The organism is Desulfovibrio sp. JC022, assembly GCF_010470665.1.
GTDB lineage: Bacteria > Desulfobacterota > Desulfovibrionia > Desulfovibrionales > Desulfovibrionaceae > Maridesulfovibrio.
Map to the genome: position 1 here is coordinate 24,597 of NZ_VOPZ01000004.1, position 25,712 is coordinate 50,308.

General features: G+C 48.3%; 24 protein-coding genes, 1 tRNA gene and 1 pseudogene. 7 read left to right on the plus strand and 19 right to left on the minus strand.

Going from position 1 to position 25,712, the window contains the following annotated elements; all coding sequences use genetic code 11:
* Positions 1 to 38: 38 nt before the first annotated feature.
* Positions 39 to 1,247 carry a DNA-processing protein DprA gene (gene dprA / locus FMS18_RS07225; protein WP_163293086.1) on the minus strand — a complete coding sequence of 403 codons (1,209 nt, stop codon included), beginning with the start codon at positions 1,245 to 1,247 and terminating at the stop codon, positions 39 to 41.
* Between the two features lie 21 nt (positions 1,248 to 1,268).
* Positions 1,269 to 2,105 carry a tol-pal system protein YbgF gene (gene ybgF, locus FMS18_RS07230; protein ID WP_163293087.1) on the minus strand — a complete coding sequence of 279 codons (837 nt, stop codon included), beginning with the start codon at positions 2,103 to 2,105 and terminating at the stop codon, positions 1,269 to 1,271.
* A 208-nt stretch (positions 2,106 to 2,313) separates the two neighbouring features.
* Here ybgF and FMS18_RS07235 point away from each other — a divergent pair, with 208 nt between their 5' ends.
* The gene (locus tag FMS18_RS07235) at positions 2,314 to 3,291 is read left to right on the plus strand and encodes a hypothetical protein (protein WP_163293088.1); all 978 of its coding nucleotides are present in this window, start codon (positions 2,314 to 2,316) and stop codon (positions 3,289 to 3,291) included.
* A 177-nt stretch (positions 3,292 to 3,468) separates the two neighbouring features.
* Here the strand turns inward: FMS18_RS07235 and FMS18_RS21025 are convergent, their stop codons facing one another.
* On the minus strand, positions 3,469 to 3,882 hold the full coding sequence (locus FMS18_RS21025; protein WP_368854155.1) for a chemotaxis protein CheW: 414 nt from the start codon (positions 3,880 to 3,882) through the stop codon (positions 3,469 to 3,471).
* Here FMS18_RS21025 and FMS18_RS21030 point away from each other — a divergent pair.
* The gene (locus FMS18_RS21030; protein ID WP_368854156.1) at positions 3,841 to 3,954 is read left to right on the plus strand and encodes a hypothetical protein; all 114 of its coding nucleotides are present in this window, start codon (positions 3,841 to 3,843) and stop codon (positions 3,952 to 3,954) included. The two genes, FMS18_RS21025 and FMS18_RS21030, sit on opposite strands and share 42 nt — an antisense overlap.
* Here the strand turns inward: FMS18_RS21030 and FMS18_RS07240 are convergent.
* The 7 genes and pseudogenes from FMS18_RS07240 to FMS18_RS07270 form a co-directional block, all read right to left on the minus strand.
* Positions 3,916 to 6,381 (minus strand): annotated as a pseudogene (locus FMS18_RS07240) (Hpt domain-containing protein); the annotation flags it as partial. The gene FMS18_RS21030 and the pseudogene FMS18_RS07240 overlap by 39 nt on opposite strands.
* A gap of 88 nt (positions 6,382 to 6,469) precedes the next feature.
* Positions 6,470 to 6,838, minus strand: coding sequence for a response regulator (locus FMS18_RS07245; RefSeq protein WP_015852595.1), 369 nt, complete (start codon positions 6,836 to 6,838; stop codon positions 6,470 to 6,472).
* Positions 6,831 to 7,529: a chemotaxis protein CheW gene (locus FMS18_RS07250; RefSeq protein ID WP_163293090.1), complete on the minus strand. Its 699-nt coding sequence runs from the start codon at positions 7,527 to 7,529 to the stop codon at positions 6,831 to 6,833. Before FMS18_RS07250 ends, FMS18_RS07245 begins: the two co-directional genes overlap by 8 nt.
* Positions 7,516 to 8,334: a ParA family protein gene (locus FMS18_RS07255; RefSeq protein ID WP_163293091.1), complete on the minus strand. Its 819-nt coding sequence runs from the start codon at positions 8,332 to 8,334 to the stop codon at positions 7,516 to 7,518. Before FMS18_RS07255 ends, FMS18_RS07250 begins: the two co-directional genes overlap by 14 nt.
* A 41-nt stretch (positions 8,335 to 8,375) precedes the next feature.
* Positions 8,376 to 9,254, minus strand: coding sequence for a protein-glutamate O-methyltransferase CheR (locus FMS18_RS07260; RefSeq protein WP_163293092.1), 879 nt, complete (start codon positions 9,252 to 9,254; stop codon positions 8,376 to 8,378).
* The gene (locus tag FMS18_RS07265; RefSeq protein WP_163293093.1) at positions 9,255 to 11,183 is read right to left on the minus strand and encodes a HEAT repeat domain-containing protein; all 1,929 of its coding nucleotides are present in this window, start codon (positions 11,181 to 11,183) and stop codon (positions 9,255 to 9,257) included.
* A 59-nt stretch (positions 11,184 to 11,242) separates the two neighbouring features.
* Entirely contained in the window at positions 11,243 to 12,292 is a 1,050-nt protein-coding gene (locus tag FMS18_RS07270; protein ID WP_163293094.1) for a chemotaxis response regulator protein-glutamate methylesterase, read from the minus strand.
* Between the two features lie 350 nt (positions 12,293 to 12,642).
* On the opposite strand from FMS18_RS07270, the gene FMS18_RS07275 reads away from it, so the two are divergent.
* From FMS18_RS07275 to FMS18_RS07285, 3 genes are all read left to right on the plus strand, one after another.
* A tRNA-Pro gene (locus tag FMS18_RS07275) sits at positions 12,643 to 12,719 on the plus strand.
* 139 nt (positions 12,720 to 12,858) lie between these two features.
* A complete protein-coding gene (locus FMS18_RS07280; protein WP_163293095.1) occupies positions 12,859 to 14,037 on the plus strand; it encodes an ATP-binding protein in 1,179 nt (392 codons plus the stop codon).
* A gap of 190 nt (positions 14,038 to 14,227) precedes the next feature.
* Positions 14,228 to 14,476: a hypothetical protein gene (locus FMS18_RS07285; RefSeq protein WP_163293096.1), complete on the plus strand. Its 249-nt coding sequence runs from the start codon at positions 14,228 to 14,230 to the stop codon at positions 14,474 to 14,476.
* Positions 14,477 to 14,538: 62 nt separating this feature from the next.
* Here the strand turns inward: FMS18_RS07285 and FMS18_RS07290 are convergent, their stop codons facing one another.
* The 9 genes from FMS18_RS07290 to FMS18_RS07330 form a co-directional block, all read right to left on the minus strand.
* Positions 14,539 to 14,913, minus strand: coding sequence for a hypothetical protein (locus FMS18_RS07290; protein ID WP_163293097.1), 375 nt, complete (start codon positions 14,911 to 14,913; stop codon positions 14,539 to 14,541).
* A gap of 3 nt (positions 14,914 to 14,916) precedes the next feature.
* Positions 14,917 to 15,372 (minus strand): DUF2281 domain-containing protein, encoded by a 456-nt coding sequence (locus FMS18_RS07295; RefSeq protein ID WP_163293098.1) that lies wholly within the window; start codon positions 15,370 to 15,372, stop codon positions 14,917 to 14,919.
* Positions 15,373 to 15,604: 232 nt separating this feature from the next.
* Positions 15,605 to 16,717 (minus strand): AI-2E family transporter, encoded by a 1,113-nt coding sequence (locus FMS18_RS07300; protein WP_163293099.1) that lies wholly within the window; start codon positions 16,715 to 16,717, stop codon positions 15,605 to 15,607.
* Between the two features lie 12 nt (positions 16,718 to 16,729).
* Positions 16,730 to 17,821 (minus strand): FUSC family protein, encoded by a 1,092-nt coding sequence (locus FMS18_RS07305; protein WP_163293100.1) that lies wholly within the window; start codon positions 17,819 to 17,821, stop codon positions 16,730 to 16,732.
* Positions 17,811 to 18,914 (minus strand): FUSC family membrane protein, encoded by a 1,104-nt coding sequence (locus FMS18_RS07310; protein ID WP_163293101.1) that lies wholly within the window; start codon positions 18,912 to 18,914, stop codon positions 17,811 to 17,813. The genes FMS18_RS07305 and FMS18_RS07310 overlap by 11 nt, the downstream gene beginning before the upstream one ends.
* Before the next feature lie 194 nt (positions 18,915 to 19,108).
* The gene (locus FMS18_RS07315; protein ID WP_163293102.1) at positions 19,109 to 19,630 is read right to left on the minus strand and encodes a type 1 glutamine amidotransferase domain-containing protein; all 522 of its coding nucleotides are present in this window, start codon (positions 19,628 to 19,630) and stop codon (positions 19,109 to 19,111) included.
* A gap of 125 nt (positions 19,631 to 19,755) precedes the next feature.
* Positions 19,756 to 20,520 carry an amino acid ABC transporter ATP-binding protein gene (locus FMS18_RS07320; protein ID WP_163293103.1) on the minus strand — a complete coding sequence of 255 codons (765 nt, stop codon included), beginning with the start codon at positions 20,518 to 20,520 and terminating at the stop codon, positions 19,756 to 19,758.
* A complete protein-coding gene (locus FMS18_RS07325) occupies positions 20,521 to 21,555 on the minus strand; it encodes an amino acid ABC transporter permease (RefSeq protein ID WP_163293104.1) in 1,035 nt (344 codons plus the stop codon). It abuts the gene before it with no gap.
* 3 nt (positions 21,556 to 21,558) lie between these two features.
* Positions 21,559 to 22,350: an amino acid ABC transporter substrate-binding protein gene (locus tag FMS18_RS07330; protein WP_163293105.1), complete on the minus strand. Its 792-nt coding sequence runs from the start codon at positions 22,348 to 22,350 to the stop codon at positions 21,559 to 21,561.
* Positions 22,351 to 22,701: 351 nt separating this feature from the next.
* Here FMS18_RS07330 and FMS18_RS07335 point away from each other — a divergent pair, with 351 nt between their 5' ends.
* Both FMS18_RS07335 and FMS18_RS07340 read left to right on the plus strand, forming a co-directional pair.
* The gene (locus FMS18_RS07335) at positions 22,702 to 23,124 is read left to right on the plus strand and encodes an Hsp20/alpha crystallin family protein (RefSeq protein WP_163293106.1); all 423 of its coding nucleotides are present in this window, start codon (positions 22,702 to 22,704) and stop codon (positions 23,122 to 23,124) included.
* Between the two features lie 20 nt (positions 23,125 to 23,144).
* On the plus strand, positions 23,145 to 25,640 hold the full coding sequence (locus FMS18_RS07340; protein WP_163293107.1) for a Lon protease family protein: 2,496 nt from the start codon (positions 23,145 to 23,147) through the stop codon (positions 25,638 to 25,640).
* Positions 25,641 to 25,712 lie beyond the last annotated feature (72 nt).

Here is a 25,712-nt window from a genome sequence, read left to right on the forward strand (position 1 = left end):
AATTCTCCTCATAAAAAATCATAAATCCCCGCCTCATATCAACAACGCTTTAGATCATAATACATGCCGGGAAAGCGCACAACCATTCCCTTTACTTCCATGCCGAGAATAACCGCCCCGGCTATGGAAACATCAATCCCCGCAGCACGGGCTATTTCATCAATATGCATCCTACCACCACTCTCAAGAGATTTTGCGACATCTGATTCAGGAGGCTCCAATGCATCAATATCAAATGTAAGAACAGCTGACTCCACTTCCTGCTGAACAGGAACCTGTGCAATGGGCTTGCTTTTGAGCACTTTTTTTTCTGCCGGAAACCTGCGCTCAATTTCAACTGTTTTTCCCTGAGTAGACAGATCAAGCGCATGCCCGATATTCATTATTACATCATCGGCGGTCTCCACAAGGGCTGCGCCTTCCTTAATCAATTTAAGGCATCCGGCAAAGCTGCTATTGCCGATGGGACCGGGCATAGCCATAACTTCCCTGCCCTGCTCCCCGGCTAACCGGGCAGTAACCAGACTGCCGCTGGCTATTTCAGCCTCAACCACCAGAACTCCGGTACTCAACCCGCTGATCAAACGGTTGCGAAATGGAAAATTACGGGCAAACGGCTTTGTTCCCGGTGGAAACTCAGAAATAATCAACCCGGACTCAATAACGCTTTTTCTCAGCCACGCACTATCCGGGGGATATGATTCAACATCCAAACCAGCACCCAGCACCGCTATTGTCGACCCGATTCCCTGCAAAGCCGCTTCATGGGCACAGGAATCTATACCCTTTGCAAAGCCGGAAACAATTGTAATCCCGCTCTTCGAAAGATCAGCAGCAATCCTTGCGGCATACTCCTGACCTAAAGCTCCGCTTTTACGCGAACCGACAACACCCACAGCCGGATTACCCAAAAGTTCCGGGTCACCGAAATAATACAGGCAGGTGGGAGGATCGGGGAGTTCTTTGAGCAGGCGGGGAAATAAAGGGTGGGTCCAGGGCAGAATTCCGAAACCGAGCCGGATCGCTTCACGGTATTCCTGCTCGGCTTTAGTGCGCCAGAGTTCCTTGATTGCCGCTGTAGCACTTTTTTCCGAGGCCAGCGAAAGAGAGTGCCAGTTGGCTGCGTCTTTCAACCCTTCATAGGCAGTGCTGTAGTGGCGTAGAATGGGAGACCACGATTTAGGCCCAAGGCCCGGCGTATAGCGCAGGGCCAGACATGCAAAATATTCTTCCTGAAGGGAACTCACCGGTTGCCGCCGCTGAAGGGACTAACCTTCGATTGCACGCAACCGTTCCCTACCGATCTTAGCAGGATCAGACTTGGGATAATCCTCAATCAAAGTGCGTAAATAAAATACGGCGTTTTCGCGGTCACCAAGCTTATCGTAAGCCAGACCGATCTTGAGCATGGCAGCGGGAATTTTCCCGGCCTTGGGAAAACGTCTGCTCACTTCCTTGAACTTAAGAATAGACTGAGCAAAACTCTTTTCAGAATAGTAAGTTTCACCGATCCAGTACAAAGAATTGGGAGCAAGTTTGGATGAAGGATTCTGGGCCAGATACTGTTCCAGCAGGCCACGCGCTTCCAGCGGTTTATCATTCATTACCAGCCGCACACCTTCCTGATAGAGCTTATCCCCGCTCAGGGATGAGACAGGTGCGGCAGGCCGGGCAGCGACTTCTGCCGGGGCTACGTTTTCACCGGGAACAACCATCCACGGTTTTTCCTCACTACTGGCATTTCCGCCCATGACAACTTCTTCAGCCACTACGGTTTCTTCAGCAGGGATTTCCTGCTCCACCTTCATGGCCATCATCTTCTGCTGATTTTCCTTGAGTTCAACAAGGGTGCTGTCCAGCTCGGTCATCCGCTCTTGAAGCTTTTCAATCTGGGCAGTTGTATCTTTATGATTACTTTCAATCAGGTCATTCTGCTGGCGCAATCCTTCCTTGAAATTAAGAAAATTTTCCTCAAGGCTTTTTAAACGCCATTCTTCACTGCCGCCCCATGCGGGCTTTGCAGGCTCTTCAGGCTGCTTTGTGGCAAAACATCCGCAAACGGTAAAAGCCAGAATAGTAATAAGTAGGATTCGTAAGTACTGCATCAAATATTCTCCGGAAGACATGTTGAATCTAACTGGTGAATTTGGTTCAAGTTTCAACAAAATTAAAGTAGGCCACTTAATTAGATTTGGCAAGCATATCTAAGCTTTTACACAATGAACAACCCCCTGCCCTTGCGTCCTGTGCAAATTTAGGGCAAAAAGTGCACACAAAAGAAGTCTTTAAAACCCTTATTTTAGGAAAGCAAATATGAATATCCCCATGGAACCCATTCGGCTCACGGCAATGATGAGTGCCCAGATGCTGCCCAAAGCACTGGTGGACTTTGCCACGCTTGCGGCTATCGGTGCCCCGATCATGGCTGTGATCCTCGAAATTACGGCTAAGGCCCGCAAAAAGATTTTTTTCGACAAACTCGCCCAGCAGGTTACGGCACTTACTCTTGTACTTTACCTGCTCTTTACCCTCTGCCTTGGAAGTGCTGCCGTTTTTTTCAGCCGCCAGATGCCGTGGCTTCAGGATTGGTTCGTAAATCCAGCTTCCCCGGTAATGATGTTTTACATCACTCTGGGAATCGCGCTGCTCGGGCTTATTCCTTATAGGTACTCATGGAAAAAGCTAAAAAAGAATAAGCCGCTACACATCATGCTCGGAACGATTGGTGCTTTAGGCGGAGTTGCCTCCATCCATGTTGCCACCGTAATCATGCAAAGATTTTTTACCTTGCAGATTGAAAGCCCCAACCCGGCAGTTCCAGCCCTTCCCTTCTACACCCATTTTCAGCAACTTCCCGGCAAAGCAGGCCTTTGTCTGGCGGGGATTTACCTGATCATGTCCATCGCTTTTGCCGCCACAGCATCCGGTCTTTATCTGGTACTCAGACGCAATAAAGACGACTTCGGCCGCGATTATTACAAATTCACTCTTCCGGTAGTTGCCCGCTGGGCCTTACTTCCCACTCTGCTGCAACTGGCTGCTTCAGGCGGTGTAGTCTACTATATCTGCGGTCCCAACATTGCCCTGCTCTACAGCAACCTGCCTGTAGCTTTAAGCTTCGGCACCTCCCTGCTACTGACCCTGATCTGCTGCGCAATCTGGATTGTGACCTGTAGAAGCGAAACACCCATGCGCCATAAGATAGGCCTCGGACTGGCACCGATTCTGGTAATACTTGCCCATGCAACGCTCATGGCAGGAACCATGAGTTTATACCTGAGTCTGTCTTAATTGCCTTCGGCAACCCTGCCGGGGACCTTAAACCCTTTTGAAAAAGGGTTTAATAATCCCAAAACTTTTTGACAGGGCTTCGCCCCTATGATTTTAGAATTTGATTATGTAAACAAAAATCCCCCTGACGCATCTGCATCAGGGGGATTTGCTTTTACTTTATATGACTTGAAATGACTAAATAGCCCCGCCCTTAACGGTCGCCATGCTGTACACTTCGTGAGGATCAAGAATGAGAACTACGCTACCATCACCCATGATGGTCGCACCTGATACGCCTTTGAGGTCAAAACCGTTAAGATAATTACCAAGCGGTTTAATAACAATTTCCTGACGCTCAAGCAGCCTATCCACAACAAGACCGAGTCTGCGCTCGTTATCGTGAATGATAACCACGGGCAGGACTTCGCGCTCAGGATCGCTGACCGGCTGCTCCAGCAGTTCGGCAAGTTCGGCAATACCGAGAACTTCACCGCGCAGGGTAACAGCCTTACGACCGTTAACTTCAGTAAGTCTTTCAGCTTCGATCTTGGTAGTTTCAGAAACCGCATCAAGAGGAATGGCGTAGTTGGCACCGTTGATCTGAACCATAAGCGCATCGATAATCGCCAAGGTCAGCGGCAGGGTCAGGGTAAACTTGGACCCCTTGCCCACTTCCGATGAAATGTGGACGCTTCCTTTGAGATCCTTGATGTTGTTACGCACAACATCCATACCTACGCCTCGACCGGAAATGTCGGTGACCTTTTCAGCGGATGAGAAGCCCGGAGCAAAAATCAGCTCAATAGCCTCACGGTCATCAAGGTTGCGGGCTTCATCTGCGGAGATGACGCCTTTCTTGATAGCCACGTTACGCATTTTTTCAGGATCAATTCCGCGACCATCGTCCTCAACCTCAATGGCAACCGAGTTACCCTTGTGGTAAGCGCGCAGCCAGACATGGCCCTGCGGGGTCTTGCCGTTGGCTATACGTTCTTCTTCAGGCTCAAGACCGTGGTCTACCGAGTTCCTGATCAGGTGGACAAGAGGATCGCCGATTTCCTCGACAACACTCTTATCGAGTTCAGTCTCTTCGCCTTCGGTTATCAATTCGACCCGCTTGCCGCTCTTACGGCTCAGGTCGCGAACCAAACGCGGGAATCTGGAAAATACAGTTTGAACAGCGACCATCCGGACCTTCATGATGGTGTCCTGCAAATCATCAGAAATTCTGGACAGAGCATATGTTGTCTCGGTCAGCTGCTGGGCAACAACCGGGACTTCAAGGTGTCCTTCCTCAAGACCTCGGGCAAGCATGGTATAGCGTCCCCTGCTGATGATAAGCTCACCGATCAGGTTCATAAGATGATCCAGCTTCTGGTGGTCAACCCTGATGGTGGACATCGCTTTAGGCTTGGAGCTCTTAACAGGTGCACTGGCCGCAGGCTTGGCTTTTACAGGCTTGGCTGCGGGTTTAGCAGGAGCGGGTTTAGCTGCGGGTTTTGGTTCCGGCTTAGGCTCGGGTTTCGGTTCCGGCTTAGGCTCAGGCTTCGGTTCCGGCTTAGGCTCGGGCTTCGGTTCCGGCTTAGGCTCAGGCTTCGGTTCCGGCTTAGGCTCGGGCTTCGGTTCCGGCTTAGGCTTCGGTTCCGGCTTAGGTTCTTCTTCAGCCGGACCGCCTGCGCCGCCCTTGAGTTCTCCTACAGCAGAATCAATCATCTCAGAAATAATTCCACATTCCTGACGCAGCAGATCGAGCATCAGCCCAAAATCCATATCAGAGGAACGAGCCTGATCAACCAGCCCGGCTGTCCTTTCTGCGTACTCCCTCAGATCGTCAAAGCCCATATATCCACCAGAATTCTGAATGGAAACAAGGCTTCTGTAGAGGCCGTCAATATAATCCTTCTGCCCGGAATCTTCAGCGAGAGTTTTCAGGGCCAGATCAATATTATCCACCTGCTGGCGGACAGTCTGCTCAAAAATTGCAACGTCTTCCGGGTCCAATCCGTCTTCTGTCTGTTCAAGCTCAGGTTCAGGTTCGTCAACAACTTCATCTTCTTCGGGGACCACAGCTGCTACAACCTCACCCTTTTCTACAGCATCCTGCAGCGGAGTGACTAGTTGCTCTATATCGAGGGACTGGACTTCGCCGTTTTTCGGAGAAACATGCGCGATAAGCGACTCAATCCCGTCAACTACAGCCAAAAGCAGGTCAATCATGGACCTGGTGGCTGCGACTTCACCTTTGCGGACCTTGTTCAGCAGAGTTTCGGCTTCGTGGGTCAGCGAATTAAGTTCTCGGAAACCGATAATTCCGCTATTGCCCTTAAGATTATGGAAATATCTGAATATATCATTGATGAGATCATCGTTGCCTTCAGGGTCCTGTTCAAGTTCAAGCAGACCATTTGTAAGGTTCTCGATGATTTCATGGGCTTCTTCGAGAAAATCGGCCAGATGACCTTCCCCTACTGTTGTCAGCTTGTAGGATTCGGCTTCCTCATTGACAATAGCTACGAACTGAAAAGCCTGTTTGCGTCCTGACTCGGGCATATTGGACTCCTGCTCAATTTGGGTCTCCGGCAAATCTGTCTCTGCTTCAGCGTATTCTTCAACCGGTTCCGGCTCTACTTCTTCCAGAACAGGTTCCGGATCAGGCTCAGGCTCAGGTTCCGGTTCTGCTTCCTCCTGCGAGGGAACGGAAGGTTCGGGGGTTTCTCCAGCCATGATGGCATCGATTCTTTCAATGGTAATGGAAGTATCAACTTCCCCTTCATTGCCCAGCTCATCAAGATTATCAATCAACTGACGCAGCAAATCGGTAGCAGCGAGAATTACATCCATAATTTCAGATGTAACCCCTATTTCGCCCTTCCGGAGTTCGTCGAGAATATTTTCCGCCCTATGGGCGAGTCCGTTGATGATGTTCAGTCCCAGAAAACCGGAGGCACCTTTTAGGGAGTGCATCGGTCTGAATATCTCATTCAGAAGATCAAGATTCTCGGGATTATTTTCAAGCTCAAGCAAGTTGGGCTCAATCGTTTCGAGATGCTCTTTAGCTTCAATAATGAAATCCGCAAAAATTTCAGGATCCATGAAATCCTGGCTCATCTAGAGACCCCTGTCTTAAAAGTTCTTCTGCATTGGTCAGTTGCAGCCAAGTCCGGTATCAGCCCATCAGGGTCGAACCGCAAATACATTATCCGAGAAGCATTTTAATATTCTTAACCATCTTTTCAGGCTGCGCCGGTTTAACCATATAAAGGTTAGCCCCCAGGCTCAGGCCGGTCTGAATATCTTTTTCCTGACCTTCAGTCGAGAGCACGATAATCGGAATATCTTTATACGCATCCTGCTCACGGACTGTTTTAATGTAAGTAAACCCGTCCATTCTCGGCATGTTTACATCGGAAATAATTAGATCAACTTTGTCCAGACTGTAAAGCTTTTCAAGGCCGTCCAACCCATCTTCCGCGGTAGTTACCTTGAACCCTTCTTTTTTCATGATGAAGGCGACGAGGTTCCTTACAGTCTTTGAATCGTCAACTATCAGAATATGTTTAGGCATTTCCCTCTCCTTCACTCTTTAAAATTTGTTCCACCAGCCGATCCACGGAAAGAACATTGACCAGTTTTTCACCATTTTTATAAAGACCGAGCAGAAAATCAGAGCTCACACCCACCTCTGATTCCACCCCCCAGACCATATCTTTACTGTCCGCGCGATACATGGTCCTGACTGCGCTGATGGCCAAACCTATCTGCAACCCTTTATGTCTGCAAATAACCACAAACTTATCATGGATACCCATTCCGTCATGCAAAAGAAATCTCAAATCAAGCACCGGAGTGACCCGGCCTCTAAGATTGATAATGCCCTGCATGAAACGGGGAGCCGCAGGCAGGAGAGTCACAGGAACTTTCCTGACCACCTCTTGAATTACCATAATCGGCAATCCGTACTCCCTGTCCCCGACAACAAAACTAACGAGCTGGATCTCATCCTCGTCCTTGAGTTTTTCCTCAAAGTCTGCGGAGCTTCCTTCTCCTCCGTAATCGTCAACAGGGCCGGCCCCGAATCCGGGAAGAGCCGCATCACCGCGGGGATCAACCCTCTCAAGACTGTTAAATGCTGCCTGCCCGCCGATGCCCATATACTTATCCATGAAAGCTTCTTCGGCATCAGTATATCCATCGGCCTGCTTTTCTTCGCTGGGCAGATTCACATTTTCAACAAAATATTCTTCAGGCGTCTTCATTTCTGACTATCTCTCTTGCCAACTGCATATATTCCTGAGCGCCTCGCGTTTTGGGATCAATATCAAAAATGATCTTTCCGCTGGCACAGGCCTCTCTGAACTTGGTATCCATATGGATAACTGAGCTGAAGACCTTGTCCCCCAACTTTCTCCTGATCAGATTCAAAATCTTCCTGCATGCCCCCGCCCTGCCGTCATACATAGTTGGCAAAGCCCTGAATTTGACCGGGCTTGGAAGCACTTTATTCAAAATCTTAATCGTATCAAAGAGCAACCGGATACCGTAAAGAGCCAAAAAGTCAGTCTGAATAGGGATCAAAACTGTATCCGCAGCCACAATGGCGTTAACCAGCAGCACTCCCACATGGGGCGGACAGTCGATGAGTATGTAATCATAATACTCTTTTATCTCATCCAATGAATTGGAGAGGACCATCCCCTTATTCTTCCTGTCTTTAAGATCAACCTCCAGCTCGGATAACCGAATGCTGGCCGGAACAAAGTCAAAGCCCACCCAATCGCGTTTTTTGACTATCTCGCCCCAGAGGCTCTTGAAATCCGCATTATCAAAAAACAGATCATGAGCCGAGGTGGTGACGGTTTCAGGAAAGTAGGACATGTGGACTGAAGCGTTCGCATGGGGATCAAGGTCGATAACAAGAACTTTTTTTGAAAGTCTGGTTAACGCCTGCCCAAGGGTCAGCGCCGTTGTCGTCTTGCCTACTCCTCCTTTCTGGTTGGCGATAGCGTAAACTTTCGCCAGCGATGCAGTTCCGTCCGACTGCTTTGTATTATTACTTTCCATATCAGCCCGCAGTTTTAAATAAAGTTAACCGCAGACCGGTATTATTCCAGCTTCTGATAAATAATCGCACCCGGATGATGAACCGGTTTGAAAGCCCTGGTAATATTATGCAGGGATTCGGAATGCCCGATTATCAAATAACCGCCGGGGACAAGATTATCGTAGTAAGCATTAATAACCTTTTTCTTCATGGCCTCATCAAAATAGATGATCACGTTTCTGCAAAACACGATTTCAGATCTTTCAACCCGCTTGACCTGCATACGGTCGCTCAGGTTGATCTGGCCGAAACTGACCAACTGTTTGATTGCAGGCTTTACCTTATACTGCTTGCCGTCCTTATCAAAAAACTTTGCAATCTTATCCTTGGGAGTGGTCCGCAATGAATATTCGCTGTAAACAGCACGGCGTGCAGACTTAAGCACTCTTTCGGAAAGGTCATTGGCTGTAATTTTGATATCCCAGCTGCTCAGTTCGGGACCAAGCACGTCATGAATAATCATGGACAATGTGTATGGTTCCTCACCGGTAGAGCAACCGGCAGACCAGATACGCAGACGTTTGCGTCTTTTTTTACGCAACTCGTCCAAAACAGCCGGCAGTACCTTGGTTTGAAAAACCTTCAGTTGAGGCGGGTTACGGTAAAAACTTGTCTCGTTGGTGGTAATGACCTCAAAGAGCTTGTTAAGTTCCGCTTTTTTACCCGGATCATATTGCAAGTAGTAATAATACTCGCCAAAACTCTTGAGGTTAAGCTCCTTCAAACGATTGGCAAGACGGTTTTCAAGCAGATACTTACGGTTACCCGCAATAAAAATACCTGCCTGATCGTAAATAAAATCCCTAAGCTGTGTGAACTCCAGATCGGAGATCTTCAGCTCTTTCCGCAGCGATATTGTCTTTGAAAACAGAGAAGACATCTAGTCTCCTTCTCCTTGCTCTTCCTGAATTCTCAAAATAGCTTCTTCGGCAGCCTGAATAACCTCGGGATCGGAATCGGAATTGGACGCTTCCAGAAGAGCCTGAAACGCCATAGTTCCGCCGATGGCGCCTAATACTTCAATCACTTTAAGGACCACAAGCTTATGTGGAGAATCCAACATAGTTATAAGTTGAGGCAATGCACTTTCTTCACGATGATCGCCGAGGGCTTCCGCAGCTCTTATCTGCACCCAGTCGTCGTCATCCTGAAGAGCCTGTATAATGTAGGGAATAGCTTCTTCTGTGTAGCAACTTCCCAGAAGTTCGATCACAGTCAAGCGCACATCGCGATTTTCATCATGCAATCTTGAAAAAATAAGGGACATGCTTTCGGGGTCCGAGTAACAATCATGCAATGCTTCAAGAGCGATTTTCCTGATATCAGGAACCTCGTCCTCAAGAGCAATCCTGATCTGTTCAAGATTGCCGTGAGCATCGATTTTACCCATGGCAAAGACCGCCATCAGCCTTTCAATAGGTTCATCACTGCTGAACAGTTCTACGAAACGCTTATTAACATCCTCGCCGCCGATAGCAACACAGGCATTGAGCGCAGCTTCTTTCACGTCATCATACGAATGAGTGAGCAGCCCGAAAATTGCGTCCACAGCCTCAACGTCCTTAAGCTTGCCGCCAAGGAAATTGATGGCCGACTTAAGCATGGAGCCGTCCTGCTCGCTCTCGAGAACATTTTCGAAAAAGTCTTTAGCCTCTTCTCCGGCTGTACCGACAAGAGCTTCAAGAATTCCCCGTTTAATGTCCCGGTCACCGTTCCCAAAAGCATCCATCAGGGCCTTGGAAACTTCCGGACCTTCCAGTCTGGACATCAGTTCTATTACAATTGCCGCTTTCTTGAAATTACCGCTGTTCAGTGCGGCAACCATAGCTTCGTTCATGCCGAGATTTGAAAGATCATCAACAATGATAGCAAGCCGATCACGATCACGATCCGGGTCAAGTTCGCTGGCTAGGTTAAGCACTTCTTCAGTTGCTTTTTCCCCGCCCACGTAACTTAAACCGGAAATAGCGGCGTCCTGCACATCTTCATCTTCGTCTTTAAGGGCAACCAGCATATATTCCCGGAGTTTTTCCCGCTCGTTGGCGGAAAGAAGCTTGAGCGATTTGCCACCAAGAATGCTTACAATAGCCTTAACAATTTTATTACGCAGGGCGGTCGGACTTTTATCCAGATGTCTGAGCAACATGGTAACAGCCTTAATATTACCAACTTCGCCGAGAGCATCCACAATCATGGAAGCCACAAGGTCGGAACTGGAATTCAAAGCCTTAACCAGAGCATCAACTGAGCTGGAATGCTTGATCTTTGCCAAAGCCTCGATCACTGCATACTGCACCCATTCATCGTCCTGCATGGCCTTGTTCAAGCACCGGGCAGCTGCGGGATTGGCAAGATCACCAAGGCTCACCGCAGCCTGATAGCGGACATTAACTTCAGGGTCTTTAAGCAAAGCATCGCACAAAGGCTCAACAGCCATGAAACTGTTGGTGGAGCCCAGAATGTCGGTTGCGAAAATTCTGATATCAGCATCATCGTCATGGACAAGTGCCACCAAAGAAGCAAAATCCTGCGCTCCGACTTCACGCAAGATGTCCATGGAAAGGTTCCTGACCGGGGCATCATCAGATCGCAGCAGGGGTACCACAACCTGAACAGCTCCCTTGCCGCCGATACTGCGTAAAGCCTGATCAGCAGCTTCCTGTAATCCCAGATGGTTGGACTTTAAAAGATCGGCCAGCAGAGGAACGGCATCTGCACATTTCAACTCCCCAGCCTGAAACGCGGCCTCACGGACAACTTCATTGTCGTCGCTTTTAAGTTCATCCAGAACCTTAGAACAATCCGTCATTGCAAGTCCCCATTTTGTTTAAATCCGCAAGACATCTTACGGTTGCTTCAAAAATAAAATTACAGGTAAAGATTGTTGATGATTGCATTTGCCATATCATCAATATCTACGATTTCATCTGCGAGTCCGTCATCCACGATTGCTTTAGGCATACCGTAAACAACACAGGAAGAGTCACTCTGTGCAATAGCCCTGCCGCCTTTGCTTTTAAGATCCCTGATCCCGTCTCGACCGTCATTACCCATACCGGTGAGAATAACTCCGAGAGCTCTGCGTCCGACTGCCTTTGCAACTGACGAAGCAAGCACGTTTGCAGAAGGCTTGTATAGAGCTTCCTTGGGTTCAGGCGTTACAATCAAATCAATCCTGCTGACTTTCTGGTCAATAATCAGATGGGAACCACCGGGAGCAACAAATGCGTGTCCGGGCAGCAGTCTATCCCCGGTTTCGGCTTCTTTGACCTTAAGCTGACTGACTCCATTGAGACGGTTCGCAAAGGGGCCGGTAAAAGCCTTGGGCATATGCTGCGCAATAACGATTCCCGCCGGGAAATCTTTAGGGAGTGAGGAAAGAATTTTCTGAACTGCCGGCGGCCCACCGGTGGAGACACCGATAACAACCACATCACGCTTGGCACGTCCGCGCGGAGTTCTCACCGGGGCGGCAGGTCTGCGTGCGGCAGCAGCAGCCCGCATGCGGGGCACCGGACGCATTTTGCGTCTGGCAACAGTTTTAACTTTTGAAATCAGATCGTTTTCAATTTTGACAATGTCGAGGGAAACTTTTGAAAGCTGCTTGGGGATAAAGTCAACGGCCCCAAGATCCATGGCTTTAAGGGTAGCCTCGGCTCCTTCGGTCGTCAGGGAACTGACCATGAGTACCGGCCGGGGCATTTCCATCATGATATGCCTCAGCGCGGTAAGACCGTCCATCTTGGGCATCTCAATATCAAGGGTAACGACATCCGGATTGTGCTTCCGGATAACCCTTAAACCTTCCTCCCCGTCACGCGCGGTGGCAACCACCTTGATGCCGGGATCCTTCTGCAACATGGTGCTGATAGCTTTACGCATGAAAGCGGAATCATCTACAACTACGACATTTATCACTAACCCGATCTCCTTTCTCTACGGCGTCTGCTCATCTTGGGCTTTAACAGTTTGTATACAAAGACGATTTTTAAAAAAATCCAGCCGTTCAAATAAAAGTGAACCGCAACCGTAGATAAAACTTGGCACAGATGAGTATTTTTGTCCAACAAACTGCCCGAATTTCACTAAAAAATCATACAAATCGATTTTTAGAACGGATTTTAATACTCACACTTTTATCACCTTAAAACATTGGAAGTTTATGTGCAAGAATATAAAAATTCATGCGCGCACTTTTTGAAATTATTTTTTTTCTTAATTTTTTCCTTGCCAAGCGCGTGAGGATTAGATAGTTACCCAATCTCACACGGGATGTGGCTCAGTCTGGTAGAGCGCTGCGTTCGGGACGCAGAGACCGGAGGTTCAAATCCTCTCATCCCGACCAGATAAAATTTAAAAGCCCTTGCAATGGATGTTGCAAGGGCTTTTTTTATTATGCTTCTAAAACATATTGACTAAAGTAAACACAGTTTATAAAAATATCACTATAAACTGTTAACAAATTCATACAATGAGGCAAGTCGATGGACCCCATATTCAATCCCTTTGTTCCAGGAGCAGGCACAACACCTGCAAAACTAGCCGGACGCGATGACCTGCTCGACAAAACCCGCATCACCCTTGCGAGGGTAAAAGCAGGAAGAAACGCAAAAAGTTTCATTATCGTAGGACTTCGGGGAGTTGGAAAAACCGTTCTTCTCAATCAAATATATGAAAAAGCCGAAGAACGAGGTTATCTGGGAACTCAAATAGAAGCACATGAAGACAAAAGCCTTCCCGCATTGCTTATCCCTAAAATCCGACAGTTGCTAATTCGCCTTGACCGGGGAGTAAAAACATCTTCCCTTGCCAAACGAGGACTTGGGGTTCTTGCTGCCTTCACCAACGCCATTAAAATAACTTACGGAGATGTAGAAATAGGATTATCCATTGACCCAGAACTCGGCTCAGCCGACAGCGGTGATCTCGAAGTTGATCTGGCAGACCTCTTTGAAGCCGTTGGTCGGGCAGCACAAGAAAGAGAGACGGCTTTACTCCTTTCAATAGACGAACTGCAATACATCAAAGAAGCTGAGATGAGTGCTCTCATAATGGCGATGCACAGAGTTGCCCAACGCGGACTCCCTTTAATTCTCATAGGCGGGGGATTGCCCCAGCTGGTGGGACAGGCTGGACGTTCCAAGTCTTATGCAGAAAGACTTTTTGACTACCCTGAAATCGGTGCTTTGAACAACAAAGACGCAGCCCTTGCAATCCGAGAGCCAATCAAAGAAGAAGGAGCAGATATAACGAAAAAGGCACTGGAAGATATATACTCATTAACCAAAGGGTATCCATATTTCCTCCAGACATGGGGCCACTATGCATGGAACGAAGCTGAAGGTGAAAGCATCACAGCTGATGATGTAAGAAATGCTACCCCCAAAGTAATTAAAAACCTTGACGAAAGCTTCTTCCGGGTAAGATTCGACCGCCTGACTCCGACAGAAAAACAATACCTGTTTGCCATGGCTTCCCTCGGCCCCGGCCCGCACCGTTCAGGAGACATTGCCCGCGTACTAAAAAAAGGAGTACAAAACGTTGCTCCATTCCGTAGCGCGCTAATCAAAAAAGGAATGATCTACAGCCCCGCCCACGGGGACAATGCATTTACGGTTCCAATGTTTGATCAGTATTTGAATAGAATTTCTCAAGAGCAATAAATCAAAAAAAGTCCTTGCGGATCTCATTAAGCAAACTTCTTTGGTCAAAATCCTCAGCAGAACAATAGCCTAGATCAATTCCGTCCTCTCGGACCATGTACAGTAGAGTATTTCCAATCATTTCCCAACAACAGGTATTAATGATATAAAAATCCCCAGACACAACACATACATATTCCGGAGAAATTCTATGCGTAAATTTTTACTTATTTTAGCTCTCGTAGTTTCTTTCAGCTTAGGCATGGCAGCCCAAAATCTTATTGCCGGCAACTGGGTATTCCCTAAATATGGAACTCAGGCTCCAACTCTAAGAGGAAACTTTAATCTCGGAGGAATTCCCGGCGGAGTCATCTACACGCTCCCCACTGGCTGGAAAGTACTTGATGCAAGTCCGTCCAGCCGTGGAAATTTATCAGTTCGATTTCAAAAGCTGGAATAATAGTGTCTCGCCCGGAACAAGATTTAAAATTAAAAAGCCCCGCAATTTTCATTGCAAGGGCTTTAGGTAACATCTTCGGTTTTGGATTTTAATTCTTTAATTATTTCTTTTAATGCTTTTTTTACCTCTTTAATAACCTTGTTTTCTTGCTGAGGCTTCCCTTTTTTGAGAAGATGTATGTACACTATCTTCTTTTTTTCAACTGCATAAAAGTAATAAAATCTCAATGCTGAACGAGGAGGCATCTTTAATGCCTTAATTCCAACCCTTATTTTCCTCACAGCCTCTATGGCAAGCCCCGGATAAACATCACCTAATGTAGGATTATCAATTAAGGCCCCTTTAGCTTCAGTCATATCAGATTTAGCTTGCGGATACTTTTTAAAAATCTTTCTTTCCCTAAGAAGATAAGGCTCTAATTCTTCACTAGTTACCATATATCACAAAAGCTCAGACAGTTCAGAAGTTAAATCACGAATTTCAGCATCAGAAAAAAGAGCAACCTCTTCAACAAAATCATCCCACTCTACAAGGGAGTCCATAAGTCCCCCGGATAATCCTCGTAATTTTGGAGCCTTAGATTTTGAACATAAAGAATAAACTTCAGCCAAATTATCTCTTACTGTTTTAACATTATCCAAAAACTCAATTTGACAATTTTCACATTCATCCATCGTTAGTAAAAACTGCCAATGACGAACAGTAAATTTAAGAGCTACCGAACTTAAAAAATTTAAAATATAGCACAATAAAATTATCTGCCACAAACAAAAGAACGTAGCCACTCGAGTTGAAACAACATTAACACAATTAGATGTCGTACCAACCAAATATCTAGTATAGCCAGTAAACCCCCTAATTGGGAAATCGCTAATTGAGCAATTACAAACACTCATAACACACCTCGTGAATAGGCGTTTTAATATCTAATCAAAATAACAATAAGACATAAATACGCCTTGAGCAAGAGATAGCTCATATATTTACATCTCTGTCAAGCCCGCATATTGCGGCATAATCTAAAACGCGAACCGTTCTGTGCACCAATCAAATTAATTAATTATCATTTTTAATAAATACTTATATCCTACAAATTGAACATCCACAGATCAACTAAACCTATATTGCTCAACGTTGACTAGATCCCCCCCCCTGCTCCATCACCCATTGGCGATAAAGCGCGAGGGCCATACAGGTCAGCGGAAGAGCCATTACCAGCCCGAGGAAGCCTAGCAACTGCCCCCAGATGGAGAGCGACAATAAAATCATCCATGGGGATAACCCCATGCTTTCGCCTTGCAAACGCGGGACCAGCACCGCGTCTTGCAACACCTGCACCACCGCAAAAACAGCCCCTACCCCGCCAAGAGCGAGCCAGAAGTTACCGCCTGTTGCCAGCGCATTGACAGCCGCAAGCAAAAAGGCCGGGATCAGCCCGGCTATCTGGAGATAGGGGACCATATTCAGCAGCCCGATGAGCATGCCGAGCAGAATTGCCAGCGGAAGCTTTATGATCAAAAATCCCAGTGAAAACAGGCTCCCGATAATCAGGGCAATGAGTGCCTGTGTGCGGAAATAACGGTTGGTCACGTTGGTGAAGTCATCCACGAATGAAGCGACCTTTTCGCGGTACTTATTGGGAATCTGATCCCGCCATTTACCGAGTTTATCGTAATCAGTGAGCAGAAAGACAAGGTAAAGGATGATCACAAAAACCCCGGCAATAGCACCTATAGTATGTGCCGAACCGCTGACCAGATTCCAGATTCCGGGCAGGGCCTTCTGGGCCGACACCTTGAGCATGTCGGTAAGACCGGATTCACTGAGGAATGAACGCACATTCTCCTGTTTAGCCAGATCGACTATTGTCTGCCAGAGATCTTCCGGTATATACTCCGCCGCTCGCTGAGCCACGGTGGAATCATTTACCAGACTTGCCAGCAGCACCCCGGTCTGTTTCATTTCCACCCCTACTGCACGAACCGCGCGCCAAACAATAAAAGTAGCCGGAACCAACAGCCCCACCAGAGTTGCCAGTACCGCAGCAGTGCGGTTCTTGATGAACCGGGCAGTGAAATTTACCAGCGGATTCAGCAAATAAGCAAGGGTCAGGGCCACGGCAAAGGGAGCCAGCACCGCACTTAAGGTATCAAGCAAGGTTACCGCTACCCAGATGAAACCGGCGGCTAAAAGCAGCCGTATTACGCGGTCAAAAGTATATGGGGTATTGTCGTCCAGCATATTTATCTCCTATTAATTACCACGCCCGTAGCGCAATTCATGCATCCTTTTTCCGGCCCTGCGGATTTCCCCGCCAAGTGCCCGGATATTCCAAATGAATGCTGAAATATTATTACGTCGTTCCAACGGCACTTCTTCGAAATCACCCCGGATGCGGGCATCTCCCACTGCTGCCATGAAGTTATCGATAGCCTTATCAAAATCAGGTTCATCAGGGCAATCCTCCGGGGTCAATGAATAGCATTCCAGCCATTTATAATAATCAGCGGCAGCACCGAGAATTTCCGCCATTCCATCAGCAATGGACGGCAGCGGACCGCCGTACCCCCTGCGGATGATCGTCGCCATGGTCATGAGCAAACTGTGCATACGGGTAAAGGTGCGGATCAGCCGGGTCAACTCATCACGTTGCCAGCCCTGCAAACCCGGCTCGGCAGCTGCCTCACGAAACGACTCAGCACAGGTGTCGAGCATGGTGGAAGCTTGAATTCTGCTTTCAACAATTTCAGCCTCACTTACCCCGCCACGCAGGTAGGATTCGGATAGAATCTTGAAATGTGCGGACTGCAATTCCACCAGATTAGCCATCTTCGCCCGCAGATTCTTGCGAGCCATATTGGGCCAGACCCCGAACGATGCAGCAATGCCGATGGCTATACCCAGCACGGTATCCAAAATTCGCTCAATCCCGAACTGCCAGCCGTCGGTAAAGAGCACGCCCAGCAGTAAAATTACGCCAACAGTCAGGCAACCGGAGAAAAAAGTATAGCTGAAGACCCGCACAAGAATCATCAGAAAAAATGATAAGACAATCAACCCAGCAAGTACCGAGGTAGCTGGCTCCAAAAACAAAATCCCCACGCCGAGAGCCGCACCGATGACCGTTCCCCAAAGCCGTTTCCAGCCGATACGTAAAGTCCCGCCCACTGAAGGGCGCATGATCACAATCACACTGATGGGCAGCCAGACCGCATGCCGAAGTTCCAGGAAACGGGCAGCCACAATGGCAAAAGTAATCGCTATAGCTGCCTTGAGAGCATGGCGAAATGGCACAGAATCCCAGCGGAATTCCTTTTTAATTGTGGCAAGCTCATCAGCGAACACTGCAAGCCCCTCCTTTGCAACAGAGCTTGCTCATCTCGGCAAACTCCATGCTCAAGTTGCGCAAACCGTAAATTGCGCCCCATGCCTCAAGAAATTCATCACGCAATCCTTCGTCACGCTTGTAAGCTCCCAAACGAAGCAGCTCTCCTTCAAGTTCAGCGATCCCTTCATCAATGTCTTGCAGATCAACACCCCCCGAACCTGTAGAAAGGCTTGCCGCCAGCACATCAAAAACAATTGAACTTCGTCCTGCTATATCGCTGAACTTGAAACGCATATCCGAGAATACGGCACTGTGCTCAGCAAACTGACGGCTGTTTGCCAGCCCGACCACAGCCTCAATCATCCGCACCAGCAGTGCGTATAATGCAGATGGTCCCTCATAGCTGCCCAACTCCTTGACCGGGTCCACATTCATGGCTTCCATGAATCTACGGTAGCGGCGCACGGATTCCACAGACCGCTCATGGATTTCGGAAATTTCCTTCAAATCAGGACGGCTGCCAGTAGATGATGCAACTGCGCGAAAATAATCGCCGATATCAGTTAACGCCACCGCCCCTGCTCTGGTCAGTACTTTCTCAGGTTTCATAGGCCAGAGATAAAAGATAAACAGATAGGATACCGTGGCACCAAAAAGGACCGCCCCGGACCGCTCCAGACCGATAAGCAGTGTTGCCGGCGAGGTAAGTGCCAGCAAATTGACAATAAGTGTCCCAATAGCAGCAGTGGCAGCAGCCACCCCCAGCACCGGGACAAAAAAAACAGCAAAGGCGAGTAGAAACAAATAAATTTCCAGCAGGTACGGATAATTGCCGATCAGGGTTGAAACAGGCACAAGACAAATCACCGCAAGTGCCAGCCAGCGGGCCACAGCCTTGCGTTTAGCAAGTGTACTACCTGCCCGAAAAACAACCACCACCATGGAACCGTAAACGGACCATTGCAAAAACTTATTACTCATGCCCACAAGATAAGCGAGCAGCAAAGCCACCAGACATGCGCAGATTGATTTGGCTGCATATTTGGTCATGAACAGACCCGGATCAACCGGCCTGATAAATATTCTATAAAATTCCGAAATTATTTTCATATGTTATAACATGCCTCCGGCGGCCCTGCCGGGGGCCTTAAACCCTTTTGCAAAAGGGTTTAAGAATCCCAAAACCTTTTATTATGGCTTCGCCGCTGATCGCGCTTAATAGTCAGATATAAATCTTAAAAATCAATTCTTTTATTATTATCTGCATATAGCGCGGGGAGACATCATAATAAAGTAATATTTTACTACTTGGCTGCGAGTTTGATTATCTCGCGGCAGAATGCGGGCAGATCGTCCGGCTTGCGGGATGAGACCTGATTGCGATCCACCACCACTTCTTCGTCAACCCATGTAGCACCAGCATTCTCAAGATCATCTTTAATACCGGGAGTGGATGTGCATTTGTAGCCCTGCATAATCTTGGCGGAAATAGGAATCCATCCCCCATGGCATATGTGGGCCACAACCTTTCCGGCCTCGTTAATCTCACGAGTAAGCTCGAGCACTTTGGGATCACGACGCAATTTATCAGGGGCAAACCCTCCCGCAATGACCAGCAGGTCAAAATCAGCAGCGTTCATGTCTTCAATGGCAGCGGTAGAGCGGAAAGGATAACCATTCTTGCCCGTATACACTTCGCCATATTCCGGCCCGGCAACAACCACTTCCGCGCCTTCCTCAATCAAACGATAGTAAGGATAAAGAAGTTCCATATCCTCAAAAACATTGTCGATAAACATCAAAACACGTTGGCCGCTAAGTTTCATGAAATACTCCTTGGGATTCAAATTTATCTAAACTGACACTCATCAAATAGCACAAAACAAAATAAAAAAGACCGCAATATCGTGAAAGATATTACGGTCTCCAAACAGATCTATTTAAAATTTACTTACAGCAACTTATCCATAAATTCTTTAATTCTAGGATGCCGTGTCTCGGCAGAGAAGAATTCTTTGGGAGTTCCCTTAGCGATAAAATCCCCGGTCTCCATAAAGATTACGGTATCAGCAACCTCACGGGCAAATCCCATGTTGTGGGTAACGATAACCATGGTCATACCGTCGTCGGCAAGTGAACGGATGGTATCGAAAACCTCACCGACCAGTTCCGGGTCAAGAGCTGAAGTAGGCTCGTCAAAAAGCATCATCTTCGGTTTCATAGCCAAGGCGCGGGCAATTGCCACACGCTGCTTCTGCCCACCGGACAGGGTCACCGGAAAAACGGTAGAGCGGTCTGAAAGGCCGACCTTTTCCAGCATCTGAAGTGCAACCTCTCGGGCTTCATCCTTGGACTTACCAAGCACGGTAACCTGCCCTTCCATGACATTCTGAAGAACTGTCATGTGCGGAAAAAGGTTGAACTGCTGAAAGACCATACCGATCTCGGAACGCAGGGCGCAGAGATTCTTCTGAGAGTCAAGCACCGGATTGCCATCTTTGTAGATGTATCCGCAGGGCTTGCCTTCGAACTGAATTTCCCCGGAATCAATAGTTTCTAGGAAGTTCATGGTCCGCAGCAGGGTGGATTTACCGGACCCGCTGGGACCGACGATAACCACTTTTTCGCCACGGCTGATCTTAAGGTCGATATTGTTGACCGCAGTCAGCTCACCGAATCGCTTGACGACTTTTTTAAGTTCTAAAATTGTTTCCATTTAACGCCTCTCGTATACCCCGACCTTGTATTCGATTTTCTCAAAAACGAAGGTAAATACGGAGGTAAAAATAAGATAAATAACAGCAGCCATCACCAGTACAGTCACGTTGAAATATGCGTTGAACATCTGGTCCGCAGCGCGCATGAGTTCGACCATGGCGATGGTGGAAACCAGCGCAGTATCTTTGATCAGCGCGATGAATTCATTAGCAATAGGCGGAATGATCCGCTTGTATGTCTGCGGGATGATGACCCGGCGCATAGTCTGCCCGTAGGTCATGCCGATAGCTTTTGCAGCTTCGGTCTGCCCGTCATCAATGGACTCGATACCGGCCCTGATAATCTCAGCAAGATACGCGGAATAGTTGATCCCCAGACCGATAAGTGCCGCAGCAAGCGGGGAAAGAGTAATGCCGATAGCAGGCAACCCGTAGTAGATGAAAAAAAGCTGCAACAGAAGCGGGGTTCCACGGAAAAACCAAATGATGAACCAGCTGATAAACGTGAACGGCTGCATACGGCTGATCTTGCCAAGGGCGATAAACAAACCGCCGATGGGTGAAACGATCATGGTAAAGAAAACCAGCACGAGTGTCATGGACGCGCCCTTGAGCAAATTGGGCATGAACCGCTTACAGTCCTCAACAGCCTTTTCCCATTCCGGCTTGGTCTCACGGTCAAGGGAAGTCAGGAAATTTTGTGCTTCTACGTTGTCGGGATAAACAGCGACAACCTGCTCTGCAAATTCGCGGGCCTTGCCCGGATCTTTCATGGAATAGCTGATACGCGCAAGCTGCATGCGGGAATAGACAAACTGCCCGTCATCCCCGTCAGAACCGGGGGCGGGAACCTGCTTGAATAAAGACTGAGCCTGATCAATCTTCCCTACTGTCAGGGCATCGCGGGCCTGCTTGAGCAGAGCGTCAGCGTCCACACTGGCTGTGGAAACAGCCGGAAAAATCAGAAGTGCAAACAGCAGAAAGAGCGAGGCAAATGCCCCGCTCTTTCCGAGTTTATTTGTAATACTAATCATTTCTTACCATTTAGCGGGGTTGGTGACATCTTCACCGAACCATTTGCGGGAGATTTTACCCATGGTGCCGTCAGCGATCATAGCGTCGATGGTTTTCTGTACAGCTGCGCGCAGAGAATCTTCGCCCTGACGGAAAGCAATACCGAAAGCTTCACTGGTGATGTAACCGGGAAGCGCAACGTATTTACCGGGACGCTGAGCCATGGAGTAGCGGCCTGCGATGTTATCTACAACAACACCGTCAAGACGACCGGATTCGAGGTCAAGCAGAGCTTTAACGTTGGTGTCGTACTCGCGAATTTCCTTGGGTGCGGGCTTGAGGGATTTTGCAGCCTCAAGAGCGGGGGAACCTTTCTGTACGCCGACAACTTTACCGCCGAGGTCTTTATGAGCCTTGATGGACTTGTTGCCCATAGCGATAACAGCGATCTGACCATCCATAATGTAAGGCTTGGAAAAAGAAACTGCTTTCTGGCGTTCGGGGGTAATGGTCATACCGTTCCAGATACAGTCAAATTTTTTGGCGTTCAGGGAGTGGATAACGCCGGACCATGCAGTGGGCTGCCATACAATTTTGAAACCAAGACGTTTACCGACTTCTTCAGCTGCGTCCACGTCAAAGCCAACGAGTTTACCGTCATCCTGACGGAAACCCATGGGAGCGAAAGTGTCATCAAGACCGATAGCGAGTTTGCCTGCTTTCTGTACTCTTTCGAGGGAACCGTCACCTGCCATTGCGGTGGTTGCGAATGCCAGCATCATTGCAACCATGAGAATTACTAATACCCTTTTCATGCGTCACTCCTAAAAAGAAAATGTAAAATTCCGCTTCTGTAACATTTATAAAAGGCATTGCGGAAAACGCTTCCATCCTGCCTTTTAAAATTAGAAGCGATGAACGGAATAGCTCATGAAGCGCGAACTTGCAAGACTGTATCTCCTCAAAAACGGAACTTACACCTCCTTTTTTGTCAAAAATGTGAGGATCATGCCAAAAAACAGGGCAATAAAAGGCCGCATATTCCGGTTATTACAAATACAACATCTTTTGTACTTTCCAACAGCAAAGCGGTTGCTAATCTTTTCAGCCATGTGTTAACCTCAAATTAACTGATATTCCCACCTGTTCTAACAAGGAGAGAGCACATGCCAAACCTTACTTCGTGGGGAAGCCGGGAACTGGACAGATTAAAAACCGATATGGACAGGCTGTTCAACAGCCTCTGCCATGACTACGGCATCCCTTCCGTATGCGGAATCATCGACTGCACACCGCAGACTAATATGCACGAAGATGGTGAGTCGCTTGAAGTAAGCACTACCATGCCCGGATTCCACGCCGAAGACCTTGAAGTAAAAGTGACTGAAACTTCCATGACCATTGCCGGAAAAAAGAATGTAACCTTTGAAGGCGGCCTTCAGTCCAGCCATTTCAAAAAAACAGTCCCCCTGCCATGCAGAGTGGACCCGGACAATGTAACCGCGACGTTCAAAGACGGAGTACTTAAAATCGTCCTTCACAAATGCGTCATCAAGCCTCAAAAAATTATTTCCATAACCGCTGAATAGTCATCAACCCGGAGACTGCCATGACCAGCATCCTGAAAGACAGAGAACTGCCGCTTGAAAAACTGAGATGGACCCTTGACCCGGAAGAACTGCCCTTCAACACCACAGAAGATCTTGACCATGAGGATGAAATTATCGGCCAGTGCCGGGGTGTTGAGGCCTTTCGCTTCGGTATGGGTATGGGCCTCAAGGGATACAACATTTTTGTGACCGGACCCGCCAACACAGGCAAACAGGCCACAGTAAAGAAAATGCTTACCGAGCTTTCAAAGTCTGACAAAAGCCCGGACGACATACTTTACGTCAACAATTTCAAATCAACTGAATCGCCTATCCTGATCCGCATGCCTGCCGGTGAAGGCGGTACATTCAAAAAAAATCTCCACGACTTTCTGGAAGGCATCAAGCGGGAAGTTCCGCAGCTATTCGAAAGTCAGGAATACATGGCCCGCAAAAATGAAATCATTGAGATGCACGAAAAGCAGACCCGTGAATTCTTTCAGGGCATAGAAGAAAAGGTCAAGGATTCAGGGTTGGTTATCGTAAATATGCAGATGGGCCAGTACCAGAGGCCTGACGTGGTTCCGCTGGTGGACGGAGAACCCCTGCGCATGATCCAGCTGGAGGAAAAGGTTGAAAAAGGCCGTTTCCCCCGCGAGGAATTTGACAGGCTTAAAGAGAAGCAAAAAGAACTAAAAGAAGAAATTGATAACATTCTCGCACAGGTCCGCAAACTTCAGAAGGAAGTAAAGAAAAAGAGCGACGACGTGGACAAGCTCATGTTCATGACTCTCGCACAGGATCTGATCAGCCCCCTGCAAGAAAAATATACTGACGAAAAAATACTTAAATACTTTGACGCCATGCTCGAAAACATGAGCGACGACCTTGACTCGCTACGCATGATCGGCAAAAAACCGCAGGCTGGGGAAGGCGGAATGATGTTCATGCCTCCGCAGGCGGACGCTATTCTGCATCCTTATAAGGTAAACCTGCTGGTAGACAACACCGAGCAGGACAGCCCGCCGGTAATCTTTGAATCCTACCCCACCTACCGCAACCTGTTCGGCTCCATTGAAAGGGTCATGGACAGGCACGGAGGCTGGCGCACGGACTTCACCAAGATCAAAGCCGGTTCTTTTATCAAGGCCAACGGCGGATATCTGGTCATCAACCTTATGGACGCCATTGTGGAACCGGGAGTCTGGCCGACCCTGAAACGGTCCCTGAAAACAGAAAAAATCGAAATCCAGACCTTCGACCCCTACTATTTCATATCTTCCACCGGACTGAAGCCGGAACCCATTGATATGGATGTGAAGGTGGTTGTTCTGGGCGAACCTTACCTCTACCAGCTGCTGCGCCATTACGATCCTGATGTTCCTAAAATCTTCAAGGTCCGCGCGGACTTTGAAACTTCCATGGACCGCGACGTGGACGCCATTAACTCCGTATCCAACTTCATCAGCCGCATGGTGGATAAAGACGAGCTGATGCCTTTCGACCGCAGCGGTGTGGCCGCCATGATCGAACAGGCTGTGCGCATGTCCGGGCGGCAGGAAAAAATATCCACCGCCTTCCCTCTGCTGGCAGACCTGCTCGGCGAAGCAAGTTACTACGCAGCGCGCAACGGTTCTACAGCAGTAGAAGCGAAACATGTGGATCAGGCTCTTGATGCTCACCGCAAACGTTCGAATCAGACCGAAGAACGGCTACAGGAAATGATCGACCGCGGCAGCATCTACGTTGACACCGACGGTACGGTTATCGGGCAGGTCAACGGTCTGGCAGTCTATTCCATGGGTGATTACTCTTTCGGCAAGCCTTCACGCATAACCGCAGTAACTGCCATGGGTAAAGGCGGCATCATTAACATTGAGCGCGAGGCCGACATGTCCGGCCCGACCCATAACAAGGGTATATTTATCCTTTCCGGTTTTCTGCGCCGCCAGTTCGCGCAGGACAAACCGCTCTCGCTGACCGCAAGTATCGCCTTTGAGCAATCCTACGGCGGCATTGACGGCGACTCAGCTTCATCCACCGAACTATACGCCCTGCTTTCATCCCTTGCAGAAGTGCCCATCCGGCAGGACATTGCTGTGACCGGATCGGTCAACCAAAAAGGAGAGGTCCAGCCCATCGGCGGCGTAAACCAGAAAGTGGAAGGATTCTATCTCTGCTGCAAGCATGCCGGACTGACTGGAAATCAGGGTGTCATGATCCCCGAACCCAACGTCAAAGATCTCATGCTGCGCAAGGAAGTTGTGGAAGCTGTGCGCGAAGGGAAATTCCATATCTGGTCGGTGGAAAACATTGAGCAGGGAATTGAAATCCTTACCGGACAGCCCGCAGGAGAAACGAACGACGAAGGTAAGTTTCCTGAAGAATCCATCTACGGAAAAGTGGATGCAAGACTCACTGATCTGGCAGAAGGACTGAAGAACTTCGGCGGCGGGGATGATGAGAAGGATGAAAAGAAAAAGGAGAGCGGCGGTAGTTGCGGATGCGGAAAATAAAGATGCCTCCGGCGGCTGGGGAAGGGGAACTTTTCCAAAAGTTCCCCTTCCCCAGACCCCATCCCCTCAAAA